Source organism: Streptomyces sp. UF-297, from assembly GCF_058245575.1.
The window spans coordinates 1-25,459 of record NZ_JBSIBZ010000102.1 but is presented as its reverse complement, the minus strand read 5'-3'; the positions used below and the strand labels follow the sequence as shown (position 1 = coordinate 25,459).

Sequence of the window (25,459 nt, the reverse complement as noted above, 5' to 3'; positions counted from 1 at the left end):
CGGCGGGCCGTTGTCAGTGGTCGCTGCCACACTCCGGGTATGAGTGACAGCAACGCAGCGCAGCAGAGGGACGGTGCCCTCGCACGGGATGGCGCAGCCCCCGCCGTCCCCGTGGGGACCTACTCCCCCGTCTGGGCGGACGACTCCCGGGTGACCCCGCCGCTGACGGGCGACGAGCGCGAGATCCTCACCTCCTACCTGGAGTGGCACCGCGCGACCTTCGAGCTGAAGTGCTCCGGCGTCGCGGCCGACCGCCTCTGCGAGAAGGCCGTCCCACCGTCCGGTCTGAGCCTGCACGGCCTGATACGCCACCTGGCGGGCGTGGAGCACTGGTGGCTGGCATACCAGTTCGCGGGCGAGGCGACGGCGCCGCCGTACTCCTGCGACGACGACCCCGACCGGGACTTCGAGGACCTGGGCGGCGATGCCGCCGAGGCCCTGGCGGTGTGGCGCGCTCAGTGCGAGCGGTCCCGCCGCATCGTCGCCGACGCCGCCACCCTGGACGCGACGGGCACCCACGCGGCGAGCGGACAGCCCGTCTCGCTGCGCCGCATCCTGGTCCATCTGACAGCCGAATACGCCCGCCACAACGGCCACGCCGATCTGCTTCGCGAGCGGATCGACGGAGCCGTCGGACACTGAAACCGCATCCGGCCGCGGACGCCGTTGTGGTGCGGCGCCCGGTCTTTCCCGGATCTCCGAGTCGGAAAACGAAAGGACGGCCGCTGTGGAGTGGACGCTCGAAGTGGTGCTGGTGCCGGTCAGCGATGTGGACCGGGCGAAGCGTTTCTACGAGGAGGGGTGCGGCTTCAAGGTCGACCTCGACTCACAGGTCGGTGAGGGGATCCGGGTGGTCCAGATCACCCCGCCCGGCTCGCGCTGCTCGATCGCCCTGACGAGCGGGATGCCCCCGGCGCCGGGGCAGAGCGCCATGGCTCCCGGGACGCTCCAGGGGCTCCAGGTCTGTGTGACCGACATCGAGGCGGCCCGCGCCGAACTGGTCGAGCGGGGTGTGGAGGTGGGCCCGGTGCAGCACGTCGGCCCCACGGGCTGGACCGAGGGCAAGGGCGACACCTGGAACTCCTTCATGTCCTTCCGGGACCCGGACGGCAACGGCTGGACGGTCCAGGAGGCCCCGGCGCCGCTGAGCGCCCGCTAGGCGCTTTGCCGGCAGGACGGCCGTGAGTCCGCGGGAACGCGAAAGTGGCCGACGTCTCGGGGACGTCGGCCACCTCGGGGGCTGCCGGAGCGCGGAGCCGTGGGCTCGGCGGTGGCGGCCGGGGTCCAGCGGTTCAGCGCTGCCAGTGGCTCAGTACCACTGGTTGGCCTGCCAGAAGGACCAGGCGCCACAGGGGCTGCCGTACGTGGAGTTCATGTAGTCCAGGCCCCACTTGATCTGGGTGGACGGGTTGGTCTGCCAGTCGGCGCCGGCCGAGGACATCTTCGAGGCCGGCAGGGCCTGGACCAGGCCGTAGGCGCCGGACGCCGCGTTGGTGGCGGTGGGGTTCCAGCCGCTCTCGTGCTCGACGATGTTGCTGAAGCACTGGAACTGGGCCCGGTCCGGGATCATCTGCTGCGCGGCGGCCTTGGCGCCCGTGGGGGCGGCGGCCTGGGCCGGGGTGGCGGCGAAAGCGACAGCGGCGGCGCCCAGCGCGATGGCGCCGGCGGTGGCGGCGGCCTTCTTACGAGCGGTGAAGCGGCCGATGATCGTGGACGAGGGGGAAGTCACGGAGGGTTTGCCTTCCGTCGGGGGCAGGAGAAGTCGCCGGGCTGCGATGCGGGCTCCGGAACGAAGCTCCTGGTGAAGCTCGCTGCTCTCGGCGACACATCCACTTTTGGCAGGCCTCGCAAGGGTTGGCAATGCCCCCCTCTTACTAGTGGTGCTCGCATCCGGGGCGGAAGGTCCCACCCCCGTGGGCCGTGCGGCGCCGGGCCTGTGGGTGGTGCGCGTACCTACTAGGCGGGGCCGTAAGTGACCAACGTCCTGTGCGCGCCCTCACAAGATCTGTAAGGGGTAAATATGCCTTTTACCTATTACTTTCGGGGTTCTTGCCCAGGGAAGGGGCAGCGGCGGGCAGGGGCGTGAACTCCACGGGCGCGTCGAAGGCGGCCCGGCGGGTGGCGCGGCGCAGGGCTTTCAGGACGGTGCCGCCGAGGGTGAGCGTCAGGACGACCGTGACCAGGGCGCGGGGCAGGTCCCAGCCGAGAGAGGTGGCCAGACAGTACGCGAGGAAGCGGGCGAGGTTCTCGTGCAGGGGGTCGCCGGGGACGAAGGAGACGCCGGTGGCCATGCCGCCGATGTAGGGCCAGCCCTGGAGGTTCATGATCAGGCCGTAGAAGACGGAGGCGAGCGCACCGTACGCGGCGAGCAGCAGCAGCTCGCGGCGGCCACGCAGCTTCTCGGGGCCGGGCAGCAGGCCCGAACCCATCGCCACCCACCCCATCGACAGCATCTGGAACGGCATCCAGGGGCCGACGCCGCCGGTCAGCAGCGCGGAGGCGAACATCGACACCGAACCGAGCACGAAGCCGAAGCCGGGGCCCAGCACCCGGCCCGAGAGGACCATCAGGAAGAACATCGGCTCGATGCCCGCCGTGCCCGCCCCCAGCGGGCGCATGGCGGCCCCCGCCGCGGCGAGCATGCCGAGCATCGCGATGGCCTTGGCGTCCAGGCCGACGTCGGCGATGGTCGCCACGACCACGGCGAGCAGCATCGGCAGCAGCGCCGCGAACAGCCAGGGCGCGTCCTTGGAGTGCGCCAGCCCGGAGGAGGAATCGGCCAGCAGCGGCCAGCCGAATGCCATCACGCCGATGGCCGACACGAGCACCAGCGCGGCGATGGAACGCGGTCCGAGCCGGACGGCCCGCGCCTGCCGCGCGACGGGTGCGGACGCAGCCGCAGCGGTGGCGGCCGGGGTCCGGTTTGACGGGGCCGGGCCCGGCTCCGGGGTGGGGGTGGGGGTCATGCGGTGGCCTCCAGGGCCTCGGCGACCTGGGGGACGGTGAGCCAGGGGAGGGGCGCGAGAATCTTGGCGACCTGGGGGGCGAAGGAGGGGGAGGAGACCACGACCTCGGCGGTGGGGCCGTCGGCGACCACCTCGCCGTCGGCGAGGATGACGACGCGGTGCGCCAGCTCGGCGGCCAGCTCCACGTCGTGCGTGGCCAGCACGATGGCGTGGCCCTCGGCGGCCAGCTCGCGCAGGACCTCCACGAGCCGGGCCTTGGCCGCGTAGTCCAGTCCGCGGGTCGGCTCGTCGAGCAGCAGCAGCGGCGGGCGCGCGGTGAGGATGACGGCCAGGGCCAGGGCCAGCCGCTGGCCTTCGGACAGGTCGCGGGGGTGGGTGTCGTCCGGGACGCCCGGCAGCAGCCGGCTGACCAGGGCCCGGCAGGTGCCCGGCGTGGCGTCCGCGTCGTGGTCGGCGGCGGCGCACTCCGCCGCGACGGTGTCGGCGTACAGGAGGTCGCGGGGCTCCTGCGGTACGAGTCCGACCAGGCGCAGCAGCGCGCGGGGGCCGGTGCGGTGCGGGGCGGCGCCCCCGACGCGTACGGAACCCGCGGCGGGCTCGTGCATCCCGACGAAGGTGGTCAGCAGCGTGGACTTGCCCGCGCCGTTGCGCCCCATGAGCGCGATCGTCTCGCCGGCCCGTACGGCCAGGTCGACCCGGTGCAGCGCGTCGATCCGCCCCCGCCGTACGCAGAGCCCGGCCGCCTCGGCGACGGGGGTGCCGCCGGTGGCCGGGACACGGCCGGATCCGGGAGCGGCGGCTGCCGCCGCGCCGCCCGCACCGACGGCTGCCGCGTCGGCCTCGGCACCCCCGCTCGGGCGGATGCCGGCGGGCACCGGTCCCGTACTGCCTTCGGCGCCCTCGGCCGCACGCCGCCGCTTACGCGACCTGCCACCGAAGAGCGACCACCGCGCGGACGCCCGAGCGCCCCCGGAGGCGCCGTCCTGGTCCCCGCGCGCTTCGTCCGCCCGGCCCTGGCCCGCATCCGCCGCCCCTCGGCCCGAGCCCGCGCGTGACGGCGTGGCCGGCTCCGAGGCTGCCCGCTCGCGCTGTGCGACCCCGTGGTCCGCCATCGGCCCGACGCCCGGTACGGGCCCGGTGCCCTGTGCCGCTCCGGCGCCCCGGCCCGTGGCCGGCTCGTCGGCTGCCCAGCGGCCGTGGCCCGGGGCCGCGGTCCCGCCGGTCGGCTCCGAGTCCCGCGCCGACCCGGCGCCGGGCGTCCGCGCGGCTTCCGCGCCCGGGCCGGTTCCCGGGCCGGAGTCACCGAGCCTATGAGAGGCGGTCCTCGACAGGCTCCCGCCGCTCACCGCCTCGGGCAGCCGCACCCCCGTCAAGCGGTCGCGCAGAGCCGTCGCCTTGCGGCGGGCGTCGCGGACGGAGAGGGGGAGGGGGGACCAGTGGGCGAGGCGGCCGAGGGCCACCACCGGGGGGTGGACGGGGGAGACGGCCATGATGTCGGCGGGGCTGCCCATGAGGGGCGGGGCGCCGGGGGCGGGCAGGAGGATGACCTGGTCGGCGTACTGGACCACGCGTTCCAGGCGGTGTTCGGCTAGGAGCACGGTGGTGCCGAGGTCGTGGACCAGGCGCTGGAGGACGGCCAGGACCTCTTCGGCGGCGGCCGGGTCCAGGGCGGAGGTGGGCTCGTCCAGGACCAGGACCTTGGGGTGGGTGGTCAGGACGGAGCCGATCGCGACGCGCTGCTGCTGGCCGCCGGAGAGGGTGGCGATGGCGCGGTCGCGGAGCTCGGCGAGGCCGAGGAGGTCCAGGGTCTCCTCGACGCGGCGGCGCATCACCTCGGGGGCCAGGCCCAACGACTCCATCCCGTAGGCCAGTTCGTCCTCGACGGTGTCGGTGACGAAGTGCGCGAGCGGGTCCTGGCCCACGGTGCCCACCACATCGGCCAGTTCGCGCGGCTTGTGGGTGCGGGTGTCGCGGCCCGCGACGGTGACCCGGCCGCGCAGCGTGCCGCCGGTGAAGTGCGGTACGAGGCCGCAGACGGCGTTGAGCACGGTCGACTTGCCGACGCCGGAGGGGCCGACCAGCAGGCACAGCTCGCCCTCGGGGACGGTCAGGTCGATGCCCTGTACGGCGGGCGTCGCGGCGTCCCCGTAGGTGACCGACACCTGCTCGAACCGGATCACTGGGCGGGCTCCTTCGAGTGCGGGGCGGGACTGCGGCGCGGCGGACGGGGGACGGACGGCCCCGACGGCGGGGCGCCCGCGGCGGGCCGCGCCGGTACGGGGGCGACGAAGGCGGGCAGCAGTCCGACGAGGACGGACAGGGCGGGCCACAGGGGGAGGGCGGGGGTGGTGAGGGGGACGGCCGGGGGGTGCAGGGCCTCGGCGGCGTAGGAGCTCGCCCAGATCATCAGGCCCGCGACGGCGATGCCGGACCCGGCGACCAGCCAGGCGCGCACGCCCCACCGATCGGGGCGGTAGCGGCTGCGTACCGAGCGCCTGCCGCCCAGCCACAGCCCGGCCAGCGCGGCGGCGAGCCCGGCGGCCAGCACCGGCAGGCCGTAACCCGTGTCCGTCTCGGCGAGCAGCCCGTACGTACCGGCGCAGACCCCGAGCAGCCCGCCGAGGGTGAGGGCGGTGGTGGTGTGCCGGACGCCGGCCGGGACCTGGGCGCTGCGGCCGTACCCGCGGGCGTCCATGGCCGCGGCCAGTGCCACCGAGCGCTCCAAACCGCCCTCCAGGACCGGCAGTCCGACCTGGAGGAGGGCCTTGACGCCGCGGTCGGGGCGGCCGCGCATCCGGCGCGCCGCCCGCAGCCGCTGGACGTCCGCGACGAGGTTGGGCGCGAAGGTCATCGCGACGACGACCGCGACGCCCGCCTCGTACAGCGCGCCCGGCAGGGACTTGAGCAGCCGGGCGGGGTTGGCGAGCGCGTTCGCCGCGCCCACGCAGATCAGCAGGGTGGCCAGCTTCAGGCCGTCGTAGAAGGCGAAGAGCATGCCCTCGGCGGTGACCCTGCCGCCGATCCGTACGCCCTTGGCCCAGTCGGGCAGCGGGACTTCGGGCAGGGTGAGCAGCGTGTGCGTACCGGGGATCGGCGAGCCGAGGAAGAAGGCGAAGACCAGCCGGATGCCGATCACCACCAGCCCGAGCTTGACGAACGCGCCGTAGGAGCGGGACCAGGGCGCGTCGGTGCGGCGGGCCGCCACGACATAGCCCGCGACGCCGATCAGCAGTCCCAGGACCAGGGGGTTGGTGGTGCGGGAGGCCGCGGTCGCAAGGCCCAGCGCCCACAGCCACCACGCCCCCGCGTGCAGCGCGTTGGTGCGGGTCGCCTGCGGGGCGGTGGCGCTCATCCGCGGCGGCGGCGGGCCTGCCACACGGCGGCCGCGCCCAGTACGACGACGGCGGCGATCCCGCCGAGCAGGCCGGCCGAGGGCCCAAAGCCGCCGGAGTCCTTGGCGCCGTCGGCCTGTGCGGACGGCTCGGCGCTCGCGTCCCCGGAGCCGGACGAGCCGCCCGACGTGCCCGCCTTGTCGGCGCAACCCGCCTTCGGGTAGCCGGAGATGGCGCACAGCAGCGCGCTGGAGTCGTAGCGCAGCGGCTTGGCCACCGCCGCCAGCGCCTCACCGACCGAGGCGTCCTTGGCGACCCGCGCGCACTCCGTACGGGCCGGGGGCGGGCTCTCGCCGCCGGGTGCCTCCTTGGGCGTGCCGAAGTCCAGGACCAGCGCGATGCGCTTGGAGCCGTCCTCGGCCGGGGTCTTCGCGCAGATCGCGTCGAAGTCGGCGGCCTCGCGCGGCTTGGCCGCCGCGGCGGAGTCGGCGCTGACGGTGAAGCGGAAGCCCGCCACCGCGTCGCCCGGCGGGCGGGAGGTGGCCGGGCCTTCGGTGGCGTAGGACCAGGCGCCGTTCCTGCCCTCCCAGAAGGACCAGTAGCGGTACTCCTGGGCCTGCGCGGGCGCGGCGCCCAGCCCCGTGACCACACAGGCCAGGGCCAGGGCGCCGACGCCGCGTGCGCGCGAGCGGGGAATCACAGCTGGTTCTTCTTCTTGTTGCGGCCGCTGATCAGGATGCCGATGCCGACGCTGGCGACGAAGAAGACGGCGACGATCCACCACACGCCGATGCTGTCGTCCTCCTCCTTGGCGTCCTTCTTCGGCGCCGGGGACGGCGAGCTGGAGCCCTCCGGCTTGGGCCCGGTGGCGTTCAGCTGCTGGACGAGGTCGGCGCCGCCGAACTTGCGCGGGTCGCTGCCGGTGGCGTGCGCGGCCAGGATGAGCTGGGCGTACGCGGCCGGTCCTGCCTCCTTGGCCCAGGCGGCGGAGTTCTTCTCCAGCCACTTCAGGGGCTTTTGCGCGACATCGCCGTGCGAGCCGGCGGCCAGCGCGATGACGGTGTCGGCGGTGTTGCCGACGTCGGGCTGGTCCTCGGCGCCGGGCATCGCCGAGTTCAGGTGCTGGCCGTTCTTGTCGAGCACCGAGACCAGGTACGCGGACGCCGCGTCGGCGGCCTTGCGCGGCGGGAGCTTGTTGTCCTTGGCGTCACCGTCGCAGGCCAGCGCCTCGACCGGCTCGTTGACGTCCTTGCCGGCGGGCGTCACGACGAAGCCGTCGCCCAGGGCGCCGAGCGCGGCCGCCGCGGTGGCGTCGTCGTTCGCGGAGAGCTTGCCGTCCTTGGGCTGGAAGGCGTACGCGCCGCGCTCGCCCTCCTTGGCGTCACAGCCCAGCTGGAAGCCGGCCAGCGCGTCGAAGGGGGTCTTGCCGCCCTTCTTGGACTTCACCGAGCCGGGCTCCTCGCCCGCGGCCTTCAGCGCGCCGATGACCACCGAGGTGGAGTTGGTGTCGCTGGGGCTGCCCGCCATGGAGGACCAGCCGCCGTCGTCGTTCTGCGCGGACTTCAGCCAGGTCACGGCCTTCTTCACCGCGTCGCCGTGCCCGCCGAGCGCGGCCAGCGCCTGCACGGCCGCGCCGGTCTGGTTGGTGTCCCGCATCGTCTTGTCGTCGCAGGCCTTCTTGGGGTCCGCGCGGAACGCGGAGAAGGAGCCGTCCGAGCACTGCTGCCCGGTGAGCCAGTCCACGGCGGAGGCGGCGGGGCGCACCCCGGAGGCGTGCTGCGCCAGCAGCGCCAGGGACTGCCGCCACACGCCGTCGTACTGCGGGTCCTTGGTGCCGTACAGGCCCTCGGGCAGCTTCGCCGGCGCGGCGGGGGAGGGGCTGTCCGCGAAGGCGGCGGGAGCGGCGGACGCGCACAGCACGATGGCGGCTGCCGCGGCCGCGGCGCGGCGGCGCGCCACGGCGGCGAAGGAAGGGGCCAGGGGGGCCATGGGGGTCGGTGCCTCTCGGTCGGTCTCGCGGTGGTGGGCGCTACGCAGCCGCGCTCGGCCACCCACCCGCGCGCCGGTGGGGCGACGCGGTGGCACCGGGCTCAGCTCCGTATACCTCGACGGTGCCGCGCACCGGCCGTCCGCGCGAACAGGCGCGGTCCAACCAGTGGCGGGAGCCACCATGCCCGACCGGGTGCTCCGGCTCGCAGCGGGCCACACCAGGGGTGCGGCCCGTGCTCACGGTTGCGGGTCAGCGCCGGAATTGCACCGGCTTCCCCCGGTCTGGCACGGATGAAGTTGTCCGACCACACTCTAGCCGGGGCCTCGCGGGGGCCGGATGGGGCGGGGAGAGGCGTTGAGGGGGCAGGGGCGGGGCGGGACGGAGATCAGCGCAGCGCCGGGAAGGACGGCGGTGGAACGGTCCCCGGCCGGGTGCCGCAGAACTCGGCCTCGGCCACGCCGTAGTAGTCCGCCTGGGTCTCCTCGGTCAGCCAGTCGCCGTTGACGTGGAAGACCAGCTGATGGCCTCCGTCGCGGGTGCCCAGCGCGGTGGTGAGGGTCCCCTGCAGGCTCCCGTTGTGGCCCCACACCGTCTTCCCGCAGGACAGCCGCAGGGAGAGGACGCCGAGCCCGAAGCGGACGGCGGGGGCGTCCGGCACCGCCACGGTGTCGAACATCGCGGCCATCTGGGCCCTGGGCAGCAGCTCGCCGCGCAGCAGCGCGCCGTAGAAGCGCCGGATGTCCCCGCTGGTGGAGACCAGGTCGGCGGAGGCGGCCCACATGGTGGTGTTGTAGGCGGTCGCGTCGTGGACCTTCGCGTCCGGGGCCTGGTCCCAGAGCGTGGAGTAGGCGACGGGGTGCGGGTCGGGCAGTTCGGGGTCGGTGCCGGGGAAGCGCGTCTCGCGCAGCTTCAGGGGCCTGATGATGCGGTCGGTGACCTCCTTGGCGTACGGGCGTTCGGTGGCCCGCTCGATGACCAGGCCCGCCAAGAGGTAGTTGGTGTTGGAGTAGGACCAGCTGCTGCCGGGCGGGAAGAGCGGCGGGTGACCGAGGGCGGCGGCGAGCACGGCCCGGCGGTCGTGGGTGTCGTAGCGGTGCTGGAGGAAGCCCCGGCCGACGAAGGTGCGCTGGAGGCCGGGGTCTTCGGTGAAGTTGAACAGGCCGCTGGTGTGCTGGAGCAGCTGGCGCAGCGTGATGCGGCGGCCGTCGTTGCCGTTGCCGCGGACCACGCCGGGCAGCCAGTCCTCGACGGTGTCCGTCAGCGACAGCTCGCCCTCGGCCTCCAGCTGCAGCAGCACCGTGGCGACGAAGGACTTGGTGACGCTGGCGATGCGGTAGTGGTCCGCGGCGCTGCGCGGCCGTCCGCTCTCCACGTCGGCGGCCCCGGCCCGGCCGAACCACGTCCTGCCGTCGCGCCGGGCCAGCGCGCCGACCCCCGGCATCCCGGCGTGGTCGACCAGCCGCTGGAGCGCGGCCTGGGTGGGCCGGTGCTGCCCCTCGGCCCCGGTCGCCCGCGGCCCGGCCTGCGCGGGCCCCGCGAGGACGGTCGCGCCGAGGACGGCCGCGGCCAGCGCACCGGTGGCGGCCCGGCGCACCGGTGCGGCTCTCCTACGGCCGCGGGATCGCGTATCAGGACGGACACGACGCAGTGGACGTATGCGGACTCGCACGGAATTCCCCTCCCTCTGATGCCCCGGCCCCCTGGGAAGCGGCTCCCTAGGGAAGGGGCCAGGGCGTGTCCAGGACATGTGGCAGGCCCAGTCGGTAGCGGGCGGTGTCCAGGCGCTTGGCGGCCTCGAACTCCGGCGGGCGGTACCCGCTGAACAGCCGTACCCGCCCGGCGCCCGAACCGGCCGCGTCCAGCAGGGCGTTGGCCGCCCGCCGCCCCGCCTCGTTGGCGGTCTCCATCGAGGTGAAGTCGACATTGCTGTACGTACGGACGTAGTCGGCGGCCAGGAAGAGGTTGGGCACCGCGGTCGCCGCGTCGGGGCGGTGCTCCCAGGAGCCGGCGTCGTTGAGCGCGTACTCCTCGTCGTTGGCCAGGGTGCCCGAGGCGGTCTCGGTGATCGCCGGGTCCAGGTGCCAGGAGTGCAGCACGCCGTCCGGCAGGTAGCTGCGGCCGGTGTCCTCCAGCGCCGCCTTCATCTGCGCCCACACCTCCTGCGCGACCTCCTTGCGGCTGCACCGCCGGGCGGGCCTGCCGTACAGCACGCCGGGCTCCTCCCAGTTGGAGATCACCACCGAGAAGGAGTCCCGCGCCTGCCCGTCGCCCCAGGTGCGGGCGAAGTCCTCGCGCCAGAACTGGGACTGGCTGATGGACACCAGCGCCCAGGGCGAGTCGAGGTAGGCGATGTGCCCCTGGACGACGGGCACGGGGCGCCGCAGGTAGTACTGGATGCCCTGGGACCAGGTGGTGCGCAGCTCGTCCATGGCCGCCAGGCGCGGGTCCGCCGCCCGGATCGCCGGGCTCCACAGGGGCCGCGCCCGCTCGACGGGCATCGCCGCCACGAACCAGTCCGCCTCGATGCGTACGGTCCCGGCCGGGGTACGGGCCCGGGCCGCGGTGATCCGGCCGCCGTTCAGCTCCAGGGCCTCGATGGCGTGGTCCATGGCGAAGCGCACGCCCAGGCCGCGCAGGTGGCGCGCCCACGGGTCGATCCAGGCCTCGCTGGTGGGCGCGTCGAAGATCCGGTTGCCGGGGCCGTCCGCGCCGCGCTGCAGGAGGGCGAGGAGGATGGCCTCCAGGCCCTGGCCGCAGGTGCGGGCGCTGGCCTCGGCGGGTTTGAGGGCCTGGATGACCTGGGCGCCGCCGCCCCACAGCTTGCGGTAGTCCTCCGACTTGCCCTCGGCGGCCAGGAAGTCCAGCCACTTGGTGCGCTCCCACTGCCCGTAGAGCCGCTCGGGCCCGCTGGTCATCAAGATGGCCAACTGCCGGGCGAAGAAGGCGGTTTCGTGTGCCGGGAGGCGGAAGAACTGTTCCAGCGCGCCGGCCACCATGCGGCGCAGCGCGTCCACGTCCAGCGTCCGTTCCTCGAACGGGGTGGTGGGGATGGGCAGATCGGCCCGGCCGCGGTCGCGGGACAGCGCGATCCAGGGCACCTGGGTGAGGTTGTCGTGCACGCCGTGGGCGTTGCCGGGGAAGGGGATGCGGCGCAGGGTGTCGGGGAGGTTGTGGTAGAAGCCGAAGACGCCCCGGTGGCCGTGTTCGCCGGGCAGGTCGCGGCGCCCGCCGGTGCCGGTGCCCGGTACGGGCATGCTGCGGGCCTTGCCGCCCAGCGCCTTGCGCTCGTACACCGTCACCTCGAAGCCGCGCTCGGCCAGTTCGTGGGCCGCGGTCAGGCCGCCCACGCCGCCGCCCAGGACGGCGACGGTGCGGCGCTCGCGGCGCGCGGAGGGGGCCGCGGCGGCCCGGCCCGGCTCGGTCAGTGCCAGCGCTCCGGCGGACGCCGCTGCGTAGCGCAGCACCTGGCGCCGGGTGTGCGGTGCGCGGTCCGGCGGTGGCGGTGGGGTGGGTGTCATGGGCGTGGCCCTTCTCCCTGTGGCGTCGAGGGGCACGGAGACTAGCCCCGTACGTCACGGAACAGAACGCGGCGCGCAGCCGTAACGGTGGTAACAGGCCATGATCTGCCGGGAGTTGGCGCTGGCGAGCGTCACACGGCCTGGTAGGCGACCGGGTCCGAGCCCGGCACGGCCTCGGCGAGCCCCAGCTTGACCAGGCGGCGCAGATGGGCCTCGGCCTCCGAGACCGCGATGGTGCGCGAGCCGTAAGGGATCTGCTCCCAGGGGCGGTTCCACTGCATGGACTCGGCGAGCTGCCAGGGCGTGTGGGGGGAGGCGAGCAGGGCGCGCAGCCCCGCCAGCCGCTCCTGGTGGTGCGCGATCAGCTCGCGTACCCGCCCGGCCGCGTCGGTGAACGCGTGCTGGTGCGCGGGCAGTACCTCGGCGGGGCGCAGGAGGGCGACCCGCCGCAAGGAGTCCAGGTAGTCCCCGAGGGGGTCGATGACACTGGTGCCGTCCGGGTCCTCGTACAGCCCGATGTGCGGGGTGATGCCGGGCAGCAGATGGTCGCCGGAGAAGAGGCGGCCGTGCCCGGCGCGGTGCGCCGGGTGCTCCTCCTCCAGGTGCAGGCACACATGGCCCGGTGTGTGGCCGGGCGTCCAGATCGCCCGCAGCCGGCGGCCCGGCAGGTCGAGCAGCTCGCCGGGGGCGATCTCGCGGTCCGGCAGCGCCGCGTGCCGCCCCGGCAGCCGCCTTCCGCGCCCCTCGGCCAGCGCCTTGCGCAGGGGCGCCACATGCTCCTCGGGTGCCCCTGCCGCCACGAGCTTGTCCGTCAAGTACCCCAGGGCAAGGGCGGGTTCGGCCTCGCGGGTGCGCCGTACCACCGCGGCGTCGGCGGCGTGCAGGGCGATCCACGCTCCGGAGGCCTCCCGGACCCGTGCGGACAGGCCGTGGTGATCGGGGTGATGGTGGGTGATCAGTACGCCCTGGATGTCGCCGACTTCCGCGCCGCAGGCCGCGATTCCGGCGGTCAGCGCGTCCCAGGACTGCGGGTCGTCCCATCCGGTGTCGACGAGAACGGGGCCGCGGTCGGTCTCCAGCAGATGGATCAGGGTGTGGCCGAGTGGGTTGCGCGGAATGGGGACGGCGATGCTCCACACGCCGCCCCTGTGGTCGATCACCTCGGTCATGCGCGGTCCCCTCCCGGCGTCGCGGCCACCCGCCACTATAACTAGAACGAGTTACAGATGGCTGATTCCGTGACCGCCGGCGGAGGCCAAGCGGCGCCCTGTGTCCGCGGGTTGGCGTCTCTAGCGGGAGCGGCGGCGCGCGAGCAGCCGGCGGGTGCCGACCGCGGCCAGGATGCCCAGGGTCAGCGCGGTGATGCCGCCCGGTACGCCCAGCGCGCGCTGCCACCAGGTCCACTCCGAGCCGGGGCGCAGGGAGGCGTGGATCAGCAGCGGTCCGCCCGGGAGGGCGCTGATCAGCAGCAGGAACAAGCGCGCGTCCCACGACGACAGAGGGGTGCGCCTGCCGTCGCGGTCGTAGGGGAGGGCCTCGGCGGCGATGCGCTCGGGGAGGTCCCGCCAGGCCCGGCGGGGATCGCGCCACAACAGGGCCCCGGGGCCGCGGTACCGCTCGCCGCGGTGTCGTCCTGCCATCGTGCTGTCCTCGGATCGGCCGCCGGGTCCGGGTGGTGGGCCGGATGCGGCGGGGTGCGGCGGGGTGTCAGGGCCGGAGTGCCTGGTTCCTCCAGTATCACCGGGAAATATGGCGCTTCGGTGTGGTGTGGCTCACCCGGGCGGGAGGGCGGAGCGCATGCGCCGCCGCCGTGGACTCCTGGAAATAGAACTGGTATCAGTTCTGATGCGGCGTCAGAGGTGATGCCGGACGGCGGACGGCCCCGCGGGAGGCGACAGACATGAGCGACCTCGTCGAGTACGGACAGCTCTACATAGGCGGTGAGCTGGTCGATCCGGCCGGAACCGGCACGATCCAGGTCCGCTCGCCGCACACCGAGCAGGTCATCGGCCGCGTCCCGCACGCCTCGCCGGCCGATGTCGACCGCGCCGTGGCGGCGGCCCGTACCTCCTTCGACTCCGGGGTGTGGGCGAACGCGCCGCTGCAGGAGCGCATCGCGGTGGTCACGCGGATCAAGGACGCGATCGGCGCGCGGAGCGAGGAGATCGCCAAGCTCATCAGCTCCCAGAACGGCACCCCGTACACCGCGGGCGTGATGATGCAGTCGCTGGCCGCGATGATGGTGTGGGACGCGGCGATCACCGTCGCCCGCGACTTCGGGTACGAGGAGCGGCGCCAGGGAGCGCTGGGCCCGCTGCTGATACGGCGCGAGCCGGTGGGGGTGGTCGCGGCCGTGGTGCCGTGGAACGTCCCGCAGTTCACCGCGGCGGCCAAGCTGGCCCCCGCGCTGCTGGCCGGCTGCTCCGCGGTCCTGAAGGTCTCGCCCGAGACGCCCCTGGACGCCTACCTCCTCGCCGAGATCGCCACCGAGGCCGGGCTGCCGCCGGGCGTGCTCTCCATCCTCCCGGCCGACCGCGAGGTCAGCGAATACCTGGTCGGGCACCCCGGCGTCGACAAGGTCTCCTTCACGGGCTCGGTCGCGGCGGGCAAGCGCGTCATGGAGGTCGCCGCGCGCAACCTGACCCGGGTGACCCTCGAACTGGGCGGCAAATCGGCCGCGGTGATCCTGCCGGACGCCGACCTGGAGAGCGCCGTCGCGGGCATCGCGCCCTTCGCCTGGATGCTCAACGGGCAGGCGTGCGTGGCCCAGACCCGCATCCTGGCGCCGCGCTCGCGCTACGAGGAGATCGCCGGGCGCTTCGCCGCCGTCGCCGGTGCCCTCACGGTCGGCGACCCGCTGGATACGGCCACCGAAGTGGGCCCGCTGGTCGCCGAGCGCCAGCGGCAGCGCTCCCTGGACTACATCGCCATCGGGCAGCAGGAGGGCGCCAAGGTCCTCACCGGCGGCGGGCGGCCCGCCGCGCAGAAGACCGGCTGGTACGTGGAGCCCACCCTCTTCGGCGAGGTCACCAGCGCCATGCGGATCGCCCGCGAGGAGATCTTCGGCCCGGTCGTCTGCCTGCTGCCGTACGAGGACGGGGGCGGCACCGACGCGGACGTCGAGGCGGCCGTGCGGATGGCGGACGACTCCGACTACGGCCTGTCGGGATCGGTGTGGACGGCCGATGTGGAGCGCGGCCTGGACGTCGCCCGGCGGGTGCGCACCGGCACGTACTCCGTCAACACCTTCTCCATCGACATGCTCGGCCCCTTCGGCGGCTGCAAGAACTCCGGCATCGGGCGGGAGTTCGGCCCCGAGGGCTTCGGCGAATACCTGGAGTACAAGATGATCCACCTCCCGGCGGGTGCGTGATGGGCGAGCGCTGGCACGTGGAGGTGGACCGGGGCGTGTGCATCGGCTCCGGGATGTGCGCCGCCACCGCCCCCGAGGGCTTCCGGCTGGACGAGGCGCGCCAGTCGCACCCCGTCACGCCCGAGACCGACGCCCGCGAGGAGGTCCTCGCGGCCGCCGAGGGCTGCCCCGTGGAAGCCATCGCCATCACCCTCGCGGGGAGTGACAAGGCGGTCTTCCCGCTCGACGAGTAGAGGTGCGCCAGCGCTCCCTGGGGCGAGTACCAACGGTAACCCGTGCATTTCTCACGGTGACCTCATGACATCTGTGACTGTCCGGCTCCCCGGCGGCGTGGAAATCTCAAGTCGACGCCGCCGAGGGGGGAGACGATGGACAAGCGGTACGAGGTTTACTGTCTGGCGGACAGGAATTTCTACGAGACCCCGGACCGTTTGTCCGTCGGTGCGGGAGCCGCTGTGCGGCGCGCCCCGCTCTACGAAACGGCGCAGCGCACAGTCCCCGAAGGGTGGCGGAGTTTCCTCTCCGGGGACTGGCTCCACGTCAACCCCGTGGACAGCGAGGGCAATCCGCGGCCCGGCAGGCCGGCGCAGGGGTGGAAGATTCATGTGTCGGCCTGTGTGGACAACGCCGACAAGGTCGCCGCCAAGGTGTGGGACTACTGCGTACCGCGCACCATCCCCTTCAAGTTCGTCCCCGGCCCCCAGCCGCTGCACCTGCGCAATTCCAAGTACGCCGACCGCGGCTCCAGCGGCAAGTTCGCCACCGTGTATCCGGCGGACGAGGCCGAACTGCACACCATCCTCGCCGAGTTGGGCGAGCTGCTGGCCGGTGAGCCGGGCCCGTACATCCTCAGCGACCTGCGCTGGCAGGACGGCCCGCTGTACGTGCGCTACGGAGGGTTCGCCCGCCGCTTCTGCGTGGACGGCGACGGCGCGCTCGTACCGGCCCTGGAGGACTCCGAAGGCAAGCTGGTCCCCGATCAGCGCGGACCGGCCTTCCGGCCCCCGCAGTGGGTGACCCTGCCGGACTTCCTCACCGAGCAGCTCGCGGCCCGCAACTCCACCACCGTCACCGACCTGCCCTACGTCATCGAGTCCGCGCTGCACTTCTCCAACGGAGGCGGTGTCTACGCCGGCCGCGACAAGCGCTCCGGCGACAAGGTCGTCCTCAAGGAGGCCCGGCCGCACGCGGGTCTGGCCGCCGACCGGGCCGACGCCGTCACCCGGCTGGAGCGCGAACGCGACGCCCTCAAGCGGCTGTCGGGGCTCGGCGTGGCCCCCGAGGCCCGCGACTGGTTCACCCTGGACGAGCACCGCTTCCTGGTCATGGACCACCTGGAAGGGCGCACGCTGAACTCCTTCTTCGCCGAGCGCCACCCGCTGATGACCAGCGATCCCGACCCGGCCGCGCTCGCCTCCTACACCCGCTGGGCGCTCGACATCCACGCCGCGGTGACCGAGGCCGTCGCCGCCGTGCACAGCCGCGGGGTGGTCTTCAACGACCTGCACATGTTCAACATCATGGTCGGGCCCGACGAACGCAGCGTGCAGCTGCTGGACTTCGAGGCAGCGGCGGACGTCGCCGCAGGACAGCGCCAGGCGCTGGCCCACCCGGGGTTCGTGGCCCCCGCCGACCACACCGGCTTCGACGTCGACCACTACGCCCTGGCCTGCCTGCGCCTGGCGCTGTTCCTGCCGATGACGACGCTGTTCGTCGTCGACCGCGACAAGGCCGCGGATCTGGCGCGGATCGTGGCCCGCGAATTCCCCGACGTACCACGGGAGTTCCTGGCACAGGCGGTGGCGACCATCCAGGGACCGCACAGCGCTGCGGCTGCCCGCACACCCGCGGCCGAACCGGCGCAGGAGTACGTCACCGAGCCGGGCGACTGGCCCAGGAGCCGCGACTCCATGGTCCGGGGCATCCTCGCCTCGGCGACCCCCGAGCGCACGGACCGCCTCTTCCCCGGCGACATCGCCCAGTTCGCCGACGGCGGCGGACTCGGCATCGCCTACGGAGCGGCGGGCGTCCTGTACGCACTGGACCAAACCGGTGCCGAGCGGTTCGAGGAGGGCGAGCAGTGGCTGCTGCGGCAGACCGCTCCGCCTCCCCTGGGTACCCCCCTCGGCTTCTACGACGGACTGACGGGCATCGCCTGCGTCCTGGACCGGCTCGGCCACCGCGAACGGCCCGCCGAGCTGATCGAACGGGTCCTCGCGGAGCGCTGGCACCGCCTCGCCCCCGACCTGCACAGCGGGCTCGCGGGCGTCGGCCTGGCCCTGGACCACCTGGCGCGCCGGCACGACGACGCCGCGCTGCGCGACAAGGCGCTGGAGGCGGCCGGGCACGCCGCCGACCGGCTGGAGGCCTGCGGAAAGCGCGCCGGGCTGCTGCGCGGCGCCACCGGACCCGCGCTGTTGTTCCTGCGGCTGTACGAGAGCACCGGCGACAGCGGCCTGCTCGACCTCGCCGCCCAGGCACTCCGCCGCGACCTGGGGCGCTGCGTGTCCGACCAGCACGGCGCGCTCGTCGTGGACGAGGGCTGGCGCACCATGCCGTATCTGGGCGCGGGCAGCATCGGCATAGCGATGGTGCTGGACGACTACCTCACCCACCGGGCGGACGCGCAGTTCGAGCAGGCGAGGGCCGCGATCCTGCCCGCCGCCAAGGCCCGCTACTACGCCCAGCCCGGGCTCTTCAGAGGCCGTGCCGGCAGCGTGCTGCACCTGTCCCGTACGGCGACGCCCGATGCGTCCGTCCCGGACGAACTGGCCGCACAGATCTCCTACTTGGGGTGGTACGCCATGCCCTACCGCGGCGAGCTGGCCTTCCCCGGCGACCAGATGATGCGGCTGTCCATGGACCTGGCCACCGGCACGGCCGGCTGCCTGCTGGCCCTCGGCGCCGCACACCTCGACCACCCCGTCCACCTGCCCTTTCTGCCCGCCCCCGCAGGCCGCGGCGCGGCGCGGCGCCCCTGAGACCGGCCGCGCGCCACGCGCCGCGGCCCCACGAGCCGGCCGCTCGCCACAGGCGACGGCCCCCAAGCCGGCCCGGCCGCCAGCCGGGACCGAGAACACGGTTCGGAAACATCCGGACTCCGCACAACGTCCCCAAAAGAGCTGAAAGGAAAGTGACATGGCACTTCTCGACCTGCAGATGATGGACGCCACTGAGCAGGGCGGCGGCGGTGGCGGCGTAAGCCTGGCCAGCCTGCTGCTGTGCAACAGCAACGTCAGCATCACCGTTTGTCTGTGACCTGGTCGTTCGCGATCCGGCATATGTGATTCCGGAGGTGCGTGCGGCCCTCACGAGGGCCGCACGCATGTCCATGGGAGGGCCCGTGACCGTCACACCCGCCGACCGGCTGCTGCTGGGCGCCGTGCGCCACAGCGGCCTGCGGGCCACCGGCGTCCTCCTGCTCACCGCGGGCTCCGCCGGCGTCGGCCTGGCGCTGCCCGCGGTCCTGGGCACAGCGCTGGACCTGCTGCTGGCCCACCGGCCCGCGGGCCCCTGGCTCATCGCCTGCGGGGCCCTGACCGCCGTGCTGGTCCTGCTGGACTCCCTGAGCGGGCTGCTCTCCCACACCACCGACGCCCGCGCCACCGCCTGGCTGCGCCGCCGCCTGCTGCGCGGCGTGCTGGCCGCGGGACCCGCCGCGCGCGAGCGCTACGACACGGGCGATCTGACCACCCGCGTCGTCGGCAACGCCACCCACGCCGGCACCGCGCCCACCGCCCTGGCCGGCACGATCGCCGCCCTCGCCACCCCTATCGGCGGGCTGATCGCCCTGGCCCTGATCGACCTGTGGACCACCGCCGCCTTCTTGGTCGGCCTGCCCCTGTTCGCGTTGCTGCTGCGTACCTTCCTGCGCGACACCGGCGACTGCGTCGCGCGGTACCAAAGGAGCCAGGGCGAGCTGGCCGGGCGGCTGGTGGAAGCGGTGGGCGGGGCCCGTACGATCGCGGCGGCCGGCACCGCGCGCCGGGAGGCCGCCCGGATTCTCGCACCGCTGCCCGAACTCTCCCGCCAGGGCACCCGGATGTGGCATGTCCAGGGCCGCTCCACCGCACAGGCCGCAACTCTCATCCCGATGCTTCAGATCGCCGTGCTCTCGGTGGCCGGAATTCGACTGCTGGAGGGCGCGATGAGCGTCGGCGGGTTGCTCGCCGCGTCCCGCTATGCCGCGCTCGCCACAGGTCTCGGCCACCTCGTGGGGCATCTGAACGGACTCGTCCACAGCCGGGCCGCCGCCCAGCGCCTCGCCGAGGTCCAGGAACTGCCCGCGGTACGCCACGGAGAGCGACAACTACCCCCGGGTAACGGCGCGTTGATGTTGCGCGGGGTCACCGTCCACCGCGGCGACCGCGCCGTACTGCGCGACCTGGACCTGACCGTCCCCGGCGGCGCCTCGGTGGCCGTGGTCGGCCGCTCCGGCACGGGCAAGTCCGTGCTGGCCGAGGTCGCCGGGCGCCTTGCGGACCCCGAGCGCGGCACCGTCACCCTGGACGGCGTCCCGCTCGCCGACCTCGACCACGACACCCTGCGCCGCGCCGTCGGCTACGCCTTCGAGCGCCCCGCCCCGCTCGGCGCCACTTTGCACGACACCGTCGCCCTCGGCGTGTTCGAACCGAGCCGCGCCGACCTGGCGGCCGCGGCCGACGCCGCCTGCGCCACCCCCTTCGTCCGGCGCCTCCCCGACGGCTGGCACACCCCTCTCCAACGGGCGCCGCTGTCCGGCGGCGAGGCCCAGCGCCTCGGCCTGACCAGGGCCTTCGCCCACGCGGGACGCCTGCTCATCCTGGACGACGCCACCTCCAGCCTCGACACGGTCACCGAACTCCACGTCAGCCGGGCCCTGGTGAACGAGGTGAGCGCCCCCACCCGCCTGATCATCGCCCACCGCGCCTCCACCGCGGCCCGCGCCGACCTGGTCGCCTGGCTCGACTCCGGCCGCCTGCGCGCCTGCGCGCCGCACGCCCAGCTGTGGCAACACCAGGAGTACCGCGCCCTGTTCGCAGCCGCCGGGCCCGCCGCGGGGGCACCCGCCGTACGGGCGCCCGGAGGCCTGCGGAAAGGGGGCGCGGATGCCCCGCCTGACGCCGCGCGGGCCGCGAACCCGCCCTGTGCGGCGGCCGGTTCGGCACCTCCGATCCCGGCCACGGCCCCAAAAGAGGTCCCCTGATGGGCATGTGGGCGCGCGAGGCGCGCACGTTCGTGCGGGGCAAGGGCCGGGTGCTGGCGCGCCTGCTGGGGTGGTCCCTGGTGGAGGCGGGGCAGACCTTCCTGCTCGGCTTCGCGCTGGCCCGCGCCCTGGACGAGGGGTTCCTCAAGGGGCAACTGGCCGTGGGCCTGGGGTGGCTGGCGGCCGGAGCGCTCTCCATCGCGGTCGGCGCGTACGGCACCGGGCGGGTCTACCGGGCGGTGGCCGGGCTCGTGGAGCCGCTGCGCGACGAGCTGGTGCGCCGTGTCGTGGCCCGCGGGCTGCGGGATGCCGACGGCTTCGCGGTCTCCCGCCTCACCCACCAGGTCGAGATCGCCCGGGACACCTTCGCGGGCCTGGTCATGGTCTCGCGCTCCTTCGTCTTCGTCGCCGCGGGGGCGCTGGCCGGACTCTTCTCCCTGGCCCCGGCCCTGCTGGTCGTCGTGGTGCCGCCGCTCGTCCTGGGCCTGGGCCTCTTCCTTCTCTCGCTGCGCCCGATGGCCCGCCGCCAGGAGACGTTCCTGGTGGCGGACGAGGCCATCTCCCAGGAGGTCGGCGCGGCGGTGGCGGGGCTGCGCGACATCACCGCCAGCGGCGCCGAGCGGCGGGTGGCCCACGGCGCTCAGGAGCGCTTCGGCACCGAGGTGCGGGCGGCCACCTCCCTGGCCCGCTGGGGCATGTGCCGGGTGCTGGCCCTGGGCGTCGGCGGACGGCTGCCCGTCGTCCTCCTGCTGGTCGCCACCCCCTGGCTGCTGGCGCGCGGGGTGACGGCGGGCGCCCTGGTGGGCGCGCTCGCCTACCTCACCCAGTCCCTGCTGCCCGCGCTGCAGGCCCTGATGCAGGGGCTCGGCACCGCGGGCACCCGCCTGGGCGTGGTGCTGCGCCGCCTCATGGTGCAGGGCGAGGGCCCCGGTGGTACGGGAGCGCCGCCCGCCCCCTGGCCCCGGACGGACCCCGGCACCGCGGTCGCCCTCCAGGGCGTCACCTTCGCCTACGGCCCGCACGCCGAGCCGGTCCTGCGCGAGGTGGACCTCACGGTTCCGGCCGGCGGGCACCTCGCCGTGGTGGGCCCGAGCGGCATCGGAAAGTCCACGCTGGCCGCGCTGATCGCCGGGCTGCTCACCCCGGACAGCGGGGAGATCCGTACGGCCGGACCCGCGACGTCCCTGGCGCGGGCGGCAGATGGGGGAGTGCCGGAGAGCGCCGCCGCGCGGCGGGTGCTCGTGCCGCAGGAGGCCTATGTCTTCTCCGGCACCGTACGGGAGAACCTGGCGTACCTGTGCCCGCACGTCGCGGACGCCCCGGACAGCCGCGGCGAGGGCACGCCTCCACCGGCGCAAGGGCCCTCTGACGCCGCGATCCGTGCCTCCGCGGAGGCCGTCGGCGCCCGCGAACTCCTGGACCGGCTGGGCGGGTTGGACGCCCAGCTTGCGCCCGCCGCGCTGTCCGCGGGCGAGCGCCAGCTCATCGCGCTGGCCAGGGCCCACCTGGCGCCCGTCCCCCTGGTCGTCCTGGACGAGGCCACCTGTCATCTGGACCCGGCCGCCGAGGCGCGCGCCGAGCGGGCGTTCGCCGCCCGCCCGGGCGGCACGCTCATCGTCGTCGCGCACCGCATCAGCTCGGCACTGCGCGCCGAGCGGATCCTGGTGATGGACGGCGCGCACGCGCTGTGCGGGCGCCACCGCGAACTGCTGGAGCGCTCGGCGCTCTACCGCGACCTGGCCGGGGACTGGGGCGAGGGCGCGGTGAAGGGCCCGGACGCAGGAGCGGACCGGGGTGCAAGCAATGATTCAAGCGCGGTCATGACAAAGCAAAGTGACGATACGTCAGACCCAGCCCGCGCCCTGTGAGATACGGATGGCGTCGACCCGGTTGCGGGCTCCCGTCTTTCGGGTGATGGCGGACATGTAGTTGCGCACGGTGCCGTTCGACAGGTGCAGCACGCCCGCGATCTCGGAGACCGTGGCGCCCTCGGCGGCCAGTGACAGCACGCTCAACTCCCGCTGGGTCAGCGGCATTTCGGCGGCCTGCAGGAAGTCGAAGCCCAGTGATCCGTCGATGAAGCGCTTCCCCGCGGCGACCTGCCGTATCCCCGTGGTCAGCTGCTCGGGCGATCCCTCCTTGTCCACGTAGCCCAGCGCGTCCGCCTCGAAGGCGCGGCGCAGCGGGCCCGGTTTGCCGGACGTGCCCAGGACCAGCAGCGCGGGCCCGTCGTCCGCCGCCGGCTCCTCCTCGCCCGCTCCGCCGGCCGGGTCCGCCTGCTTCGCGGCACCGTCCCGGTCGGCAACGGCCGTCCTGCGCAAGCCCTTCCACGTACCACCGGCTTTCCTGGAACTGTTCGATTTCCTGCTGCCATTTCCGGCGCTGTTCGATAACTTTCGCAACGCGTCGAGCCTTTCCGGCGCCGTGTAGTCCGCGTCCACGACGCAGACGTCGGGGCGTAACGCCTTCGCCCTGCCGGCGGCCTCGTTCGAGGATGTTGTCGCCACGTCAATGTCGTCTTCTCTGCCGAGCACTTCCGAAAGTGCCCAGCGGAACAGGCAGATGTCGTGCACGAGCAGTACCCGGATCACTGCAGTCCCCCTCCGACCCCCGTGTACCGGTTGCGTTTTCGAGTACCCCGAATTCATACCGGTATTGCCGATGTCATGGACCCGAAGAACTGGCCAAGAGGGGGCGAGGGGGCGCGCGGCGACATCAAATGCGCCCCCAATGCGCGGTGTTCTGTCGTACGCGCCCCATTGGCGGCCCAAAGCTACCCGCGCGTCACCGACGGACTCAGGTGCGGTGCCGGGGTGCCGTGAGGTCGATGAGGCGGCAGACCGTCTCGATGTCGATCTTCACTTGAGCAATCGAGGCCCGGCCCGACAGCCAGGTGATCAGCGCCGAGTGCCAGGTGTGCTCGATGACCCGTACCGCGGACAGCTGCTCGGGGGTGGGCGGGCCCTCCAGCCCCATCGCGTCCAGGATGATCGCCGTCGTCAGCCGCGAGACGGTGTCCACCTCCGGGCTCACCGACCGGTCGGCGAACGTCAGCGCGCGCACCATCGCGTCCGCCAGCTGCGGCTCGCGCTGCAGCGCCCGGAAGGCGCGCATCAGGGTCTGCGCGACCCGCGCGCCCGGGTCCGGCTCGGAGGGCGGGCGCTTGCGCAGCGTCGCGTGCATGTGCTGGAGCTGGTCCTGCATGGTGGCGACCAGCAGGTGCACCTTGGAGGGGAAATAGCGGTACAGCGTGCCGAGCGCGACGCCCGAGGACTCCGCGACCTCGCGCATCTGCACGGCGTCGAAACCGCCGCGGCCGGCCAGTTGGGCGCTGGTGTGCAGAATGCGGCGCCGACGGGCTTCCTGGCGCTCGGTCAGGGGAGGACTGGCGGTGAGCGCCGATTTGGCCGCCCTGGGTTCCGTAGTCATAAGTCCCATTCCGTGGCATTCCCACCGCGATGTGGAATGTGCGGCGAGTACCGGTGTTGTGATCGGCACAGCATGGCAGGGGCCGGGCCGTGGCGCGAATCACCTGACGCGGATGACTCGGCTCCGCTCGCGGCCGGTAGATTCGAGGCTCCCTGAACCGGTCGGTAGCCATAGGGCGAACTGGTCAGTGGCCATACGGGCGCCTTTCCGTGGCCGATCCGTACTGAAACTTGTTCTAGATTAGCGCCAGCGGTTACGCTCCGGCGAAAGTCCAGTGAGAAGGGGGCCGCGAGTGTCCGCCGAGGCCGTACAGGCAGCCGCGCCTCGCCCCGCCGAGGCCGGTGGCGAGAGCCCTCTGCGCATCGCCCTGCTGACCTACAAAGGGAACCCGTTCTGCGGCGGGCAGGGCGTCTACGTACGCCATCTCTCGCGCGAACTGGCCCGCCTGGGCCACCGCGTCGAGGTCATCGGAGCCCAGCCCTATCCCGTCCTGGACGACCTGGGCGCCGGGGTGTCGCTGACCGAGCTGCCCAGCCTCGACCTCTACCGCCAGCCCGACCCCTTCCGCACCCCGCGGCGCGGCGAGTACCGCGACTGGATCGACGCCCTGGAAGTCGCCACGATGTGGACCGGCGGCTTTCCCGAGCCGCTCACCTTCTCCCTGCGGGCGCGGCGCCATCTGGCCGCCCGCCGCGGGCAGTTCGACGTCGTCCACGACAACCAGACGCTCGGCTACGGCCTGCTGGGCGGCCCCGGCGCCGTCGGCGCGCCGCTGGTCACCACCATCCACCACCCCATCACCGTCGACCGCAGGCTCGACCTGGCCGCCGCGCAGGACTTCAAGCGCCGCGCCTCGGTGCGCCGCTGGTACGGCTTCACCCGCATGCAGAAGCGGGTCGCCCGCCGCCTGCCCTCCGTCCTGACCGTCTCCGGCTCCTCCCGCCAGGAGATCGTGGAGGACCTGGGCGTACGCGAGGACCGCATCCACGTCGTGCACATCGGCGCCGACACCGACCTCTTCTCGCCGGACCCGGCCCGCCCCGAGGTCCCGGGCCGCATCGTCACCACCTCCAGCGCGGACGTCCCGCTCAAGGGCCTGGTGTACCTGATCGAGGCGCTGGCCAAGGTCCGTACCGAGAACCCCGCGGCGCATCTGGTCGTGGTCGGCAAGCGCGCCGACGACGGGCCGGTGGCCGCCGCGATCGAGCGCCACGGGCTCGCGGGCGCCGTCGAGTTCGTCAAGGGCATCTCGGACGCCGAACTCGTCGACCTGGTGCGCAGCGCCCAGGTCGCCTGCGTCCCCTCCCTGTACGAAGGCTTCTCGCTGCCCGCGGCCGAGGCGATGGCCACCGCGACGCCGCTGCTGGCCACCACCGGCGGCGCGATCCCCGAGGTCTCCGGGCCGGACGGCGAGACCTGCCTGTCCGTGCGGCCGGGCGACGCGGGGGCGCTGGCCGCCGGACTGAACCGGCTGCTGGGCGACGCGGACCTGCGCCGCAGGATCGGCGCCGCCGGACGCGAGCGCGTACTGGCCCGCTTCACCTGGCGCCAGGCCGCCATCGGTACGGCGGACCGCTACCGCGCCGCGATCGCCGGGCAGACGGCGGGCCGCGCGCCGGCCCCGCGCCCCGCGCAGCTGCGGCGCCCGGCACCCACCCGCGCCGGG

General features: G+C 73.8%; 21 protein-coding genes and 1 riboswitch. Of the genes, 9 read left to right on the top strand and 12 right to left on the bottom strand.

The window, feature by feature from the left end:
* Positions 1-39: 39 nt before the first annotated feature.
* Positions 40-642 (top strand): DinB family protein, encoded by a 603-nt coding sequence (locus tag AC4IJH_RS37530; protein WP_490856478.1) that lies wholly within the window; start codon positions 40-42, stop codon positions 640-642.
* Between the two features lie 85 nt (positions 643-727).
* Positions 728-1,159, top strand: coding sequence for a VOC family protein (locus tag AC4IJH_RS37525; protein ID WP_490856477.1), 432 nt, complete (start codon positions 728-730; stop codon positions 1,157-1,159).
* A 150-nt stretch (positions 1,160-1,309) separates the two neighbouring features.
* On the opposite strand, the gene AC4IJH_RS37520 is transcribed toward AC4IJH_RS37525, so the two are convergent.
* The 10 genes from AC4IJH_RS37520 to AC4IJH_RS37475 form a co-directional block, all read right to left on the bottom strand.
* Positions 1,310-1,729 carry an aggregation-promoting factor C-terminal-like domain-containing protein gene (locus AC4IJH_RS37520; RefSeq protein ID WP_490856476.1) on the bottom strand — a complete coding sequence of 140 codons (420 nt, stop codon included), beginning with the start codon at positions 1,727-1,729 and terminating at the stop codon, positions 1,310-1,312.
* A gap of 298 nt (positions 1,730-2,027) precedes the next feature.
* On the bottom strand, positions 2,028-2,966 hold the full coding sequence (locus tag AC4IJH_RS37515) for an ECF transporter S component (RefSeq protein ID WP_490856475.1): 939 nt from the start codon (positions 2,964-2,966) through the stop codon (positions 2,028-2,030).
* On the bottom strand, positions 2,963-5,146 hold the full coding sequence (locus AC4IJH_RS37510; protein WP_490856474.1) for an ABC transporter ATP-binding protein: 2,184 nt from the start codon (positions 5,144-5,146) through the stop codon (positions 2,963-2,965). The genes AC4IJH_RS37515 and AC4IJH_RS37510 overlap by 4 nt, the downstream gene beginning before the upstream one ends.
* Entirely contained in the window at positions 5,143-6,318 is a 1,176-nt protein-coding gene (locus tag AC4IJH_RS37505) for an energy-coupling factor transporter transmembrane component T (protein WP_490856473.1), read from the bottom strand. The genes AC4IJH_RS37510 and AC4IJH_RS37505 overlap by 4 nt, the downstream gene beginning before the upstream one ends.
* On the bottom strand, positions 6,315-6,995 hold the full coding sequence (locus tag AC4IJH_RS37500; RefSeq protein WP_490856486.1) for an SCO2322 family protein: 681 nt from the start codon (positions 6,993-6,995) through the stop codon (positions 6,315-6,317). The genes AC4IJH_RS37505 and AC4IJH_RS37500 overlap by 4 nt, the downstream gene beginning before the upstream one ends.
* Positions 6,995-8,287, bottom strand: coding sequence for an SCO2321 family membrane protein (locus AC4IJH_RS37495; protein ID WP_490856472.1), 1,293 nt, complete (start codon positions 8,285-8,287; stop codon positions 6,995-6,997). The genes AC4IJH_RS37500 and AC4IJH_RS37495 overlap by 1 nt, the downstream gene beginning before the upstream one ends.
* 191 nt (positions 8,288-8,478) lie before the next feature.
* Positions 8,479-8,565, bottom strand: a riboswitch (cobalamin riboswitch).
* 108 nt (positions 8,566-8,673) lie between these two features.
* The gene (locus AC4IJH_RS37490) at positions 8,674-9,882 is read right to left on the bottom strand and encodes a serine hydrolase domain-containing protein (protein ID WP_490856471.1); all 1,209 of its coding nucleotides are present in this window, start codon (positions 9,880-9,882) and stop codon (positions 8,674-8,676) included.
* Between the two features lie 121 nt (positions 9,883-10,003).
* A complete protein-coding gene (locus tag AC4IJH_RS37485) occupies positions 10,004-11,806 on the bottom strand; it encodes a hydroxysqualene dehydroxylase (protein WP_490856470.1) in 1,803 nt (600 codons plus the stop codon).
* Between the two features lie 131 nt (positions 11,807-11,937).
* Positions 11,938-12,975: a Strvi_7410 family MBL fold metallo-hydrolase gene (locus tag AC4IJH_RS37480; protein ID WP_490856469.1), complete on the bottom strand. Its 1,038-nt coding sequence runs from the start codon at positions 12,973-12,975 to the stop codon at positions 11,938-11,940.
* A 120-nt stretch (positions 12,976-13,095) separates the two neighbouring features.
* Entirely contained in the window at positions 13,096-13,446 is a 351-nt protein-coding gene (locus AC4IJH_RS37475; RefSeq protein ID WP_490856468.1) for a hypothetical protein, read from the bottom strand.
* Positions 13,447-13,706: 260 nt separating this feature from the next.
* Here AC4IJH_RS37475 and AC4IJH_RS37470 point away from each other — a divergent pair, with 260 nt between their 5' ends.
* From AC4IJH_RS37470 to AC4IJH_RS37445, 6 genes are all read left to right on the top strand, one after another.
* Entirely contained in the window at positions 13,707-15,179 is a 1,473-nt protein-coding gene (locus AC4IJH_RS37470) for an aldehyde dehydrogenase (RefSeq protein WP_490856467.1), read from the top strand.
* Positions 15,179-15,412, top strand: coding sequence for a ferredoxin (locus AC4IJH_RS37465; RefSeq protein WP_490856466.1), 234 nt, complete (start codon positions 15,179-15,181; stop codon positions 15,410-15,412). Before AC4IJH_RS37470 ends, AC4IJH_RS37465 begins: the two co-directional genes overlap by 1 nt.
* A gap of 135 nt (positions 15,413-15,547) precedes the next feature.
* Entirely contained in the window at positions 15,548-18,160 is a 2,613-nt protein-coding gene (gene lanKC, locus AC4IJH_RS37460) for a class III lanthionine synthetase LanKC (protein ID WP_490856465.1), read from the top strand.
* 157 nt (positions 18,161-18,317) lie between these two features.
* Positions 18,318-18,437, top strand: a complete 120-nt coding sequence (locus tag AC4IJH_RS37455; protein ID WP_490856464.1) for a SapB/AmfS family lanthipeptide — start codon at positions 18,318-18,320, stop codon at positions 18,435-18,437.
* A gap of 67 nt (positions 18,438-18,504) precedes the next feature.
* Entirely contained in the window at positions 18,505-20,364 is a 1,860-nt protein-coding gene (locus tag AC4IJH_RS37450; protein ID WP_490856463.1) for an ABC transporter ATP-binding protein, read from the top strand.
* Complete coding sequence (locus AC4IJH_RS37445) at positions 20,364-22,232, top strand: ATP-binding cassette domain-containing protein (RefSeq protein WP_490856462.1); 1,869 nt, start codon at positions 20,364-20,366, stop codon at positions 22,230-22,232. Before AC4IJH_RS37450 ends, AC4IJH_RS37445 begins: the two co-directional genes overlap by 1 nt.
* Here AC4IJH_RS37445 and AC4IJH_RS37440 read toward each other — a convergent pair.
* A complete protein-coding gene (locus tag AC4IJH_RS37440) occupies positions 22,209-22,955 on the bottom strand; it encodes a response regulator transcription factor (protein ID WP_490856461.1) in 747 nt (248 codons plus the stop codon). The genes AC4IJH_RS37445 and AC4IJH_RS37440 overlap by 24 nt on opposite strands.
* Before the next feature lie 205 nt (positions 22,956-23,160).
* Entirely contained in the window at positions 23,161-23,793 is a 633-nt protein-coding gene (locus AC4IJH_RS37435) for a TetR family transcriptional regulator (protein WP_490856460.1), read from the bottom strand.
* 292 nt (positions 23,794-24,085) lie between these two features.
* On the opposite strand from AC4IJH_RS37435, the gene AC4IJH_RS37430 reads away from it, so the two are divergent.
* On the top strand, positions 24,086-25,459 hold a 1,374-nt coding region (locus tag AC4IJH_RS37430), incomplete at its 3' end, for a glycosyltransferase family 4 protein (RefSeq protein ID WP_490856459.1).